A 1,739-nucleotide genomic window follows, 5' to 3' on the forward strand; every position below is an offset into this window, starting at 1 on the left:
GCCCCGACGCGACCCGCGCGTCGGGGCCGTACGCATGTCCGCCGGGCGTGGCCGCATTCGTGTCCGCCGGGCGGCGCCGGTGTCACACCGGGTCCGGCCGTCCGCGCGCGCCCGGGACCCGGGGTCCGCGCCGGCCCGGGCCGCCTCTGTCGTGACCCGTACCCTTATGCCCAACTCTCCGAAACTTTCGCGGACTTCATGCGTTGTATCGGATCGTGTGAGAGTCATTGACACCCTGGAAACGCCCCGCTTACCGTCGCCGCCGAAGCGTGCAAGGGCATGTGAGGGATCGATCCGTTCGAGGGGATACAGTCCATGGCTCGAAAGTTTTCGAAGACCGGTCTGGCCGTGACGGTGGCGTTCGCGGCCACCGTGGCGACGGGCACCGCCGTGGGAGTCGCCGGAGCCGCGGACGCCGGGGGCGACGCCGGGAGCGGGCGGAGCGCCACCGCCCACGCGCGACAGGCCGGGACGCACTGGGTGAACACCTGGACGTCCATGCCGCAGCTGACCGAGCCGAACAACATGCCGCCCGCCCCCTTCACCCAGGACGGCAAGGTCCTCGACGACACCACCCTGCGGCAGACCGTCCACGTGTCGGTCGGCGGGAAGCAGGTGCGGCTGCGGTTCTCCAACGCGTTCGGCGGCGCCGCGCTGCCGCTCACCTCGGTGTCGGTGGCGCTGCCCGCCGGGGGCCGGGCCGGAGCCAGCGCGATCCGGCCCGCGACCTTCCGCACGGTGACGTTCTCGGGCAGCGCCTCGACGGTCGTCCCGGTGGGCTCCCAGGCCGTCTCGGACCCGCTGGACTTCGACGTGGCGCCCGGGACGAACCTCACGGTCACCGTGTACCTGGCACACGGTCAGGCGTCGAACAGCGTCACCTCGCACCCGGGCTCCCGGACCACCTCGTACCTGCTCGCCGGCGACCACGTGCGGGACGAGGACCTGACCGGTGCCGCCTCCGCCGCCCACTGGTACTTCCTCAGCGGCGTCGAGGTCTGGTCGCCGGACACCACCGCCGCCGCCGTCGTCGTGGGCGACTCGCTGACCGACGGCCGGGGCTCCACCACCGACGCCAACAACCGCTGGCCCGACCAGCTGCTCGACCGGCTGCGGTCCCGCCCGGACACGGCCTCCACCGCGATCCTCAACCAGGCGGCCGGCGGCAACCGCGTGCTCAACGACGGTCTCGGCCCCAACGCCCTCTCCCGGGTGGACCGCGACGTCCTGGCCCAGAGCGGCGTGGAGTGGGCCCTCGTCTTCGAGGGCGTCAACGACATCGGTACGGCCGAGGCCACCGAGGCAGCCCAGCAGCGGACGGCCGACGACCTCATCGCCGCCTACGACCAGATCATCGTCCGGGCGCACACCCGGGGCATCCGGGTCTACGGGGCGACGCTGACGCCCTTCGGCGGCAACGACCCGTACGACGACCCGGCCGGCTACCGCGAGCAGGCCCGGCAGAAGGTCAACGCCTGGATCCGCACCAGCGGCCGGTTCGACAGCGTCGTGGACTTCGACAAGGCGGCCCGCGACCCGCAGAACCCGCGCCGACTCCTCCCCGCCTACTCCGACGCCGACCACCTGCACCTGAACCCGGCGGGGTACGCGGCGCTCGCCGCCGCCGTCCCCGCCCGGCTCTTCCACCAGGAGCCGCTGCCCCGGGGCTTCGGCTTCAACTGACCCGGCCCTCCGCGGACCGGCGCCGCGGACGCGCGTGAGCCGGGACCCCGCGCGGG

The 1,739-nt window shown here is 73.5% G+C and carries 1 protein-coding gene; it reads left to right on the forward strand.

Going from position 1 to position 1,739, the window contains the following annotated elements; translation table 11 throughout:
• The first annotated feature begins 315 nt into the window (after positions 1-315).
• Positions 316-1,683 (forward strand): SGNH/GDSL hydrolase family protein, encoded by a 1,368-nt coding sequence (locus ACFWEP_RS34495; RefSeq protein WP_387376229.1) that lies wholly within the window; start codon positions 316-318, stop codon positions 1,681-1,683.
• The last annotated feature ends 56 nt before the right edge of the window (positions 1,684-1,739 follow it).

The sequence above is a fragment of the Streptomyces sp. NPDC060198 genome, assembly GCF_042728415.1.
Taxonomy (GTDB): Bacteria; Actinomycetota; Actinomycetes; order Streptomycetales; family Streptomycetaceae; genus Streptomyces.

Bases quoted from the DNA above. Each gene is read 5' to 3' on its own strand.
- ACFWEP_RS34495 (WP_387376229.1), top strand. From the start codon at position 316: ATGGCTCGAAAGTTTTCGAAGACCGGTCTGGCCGTGACGGTGGCGTTC.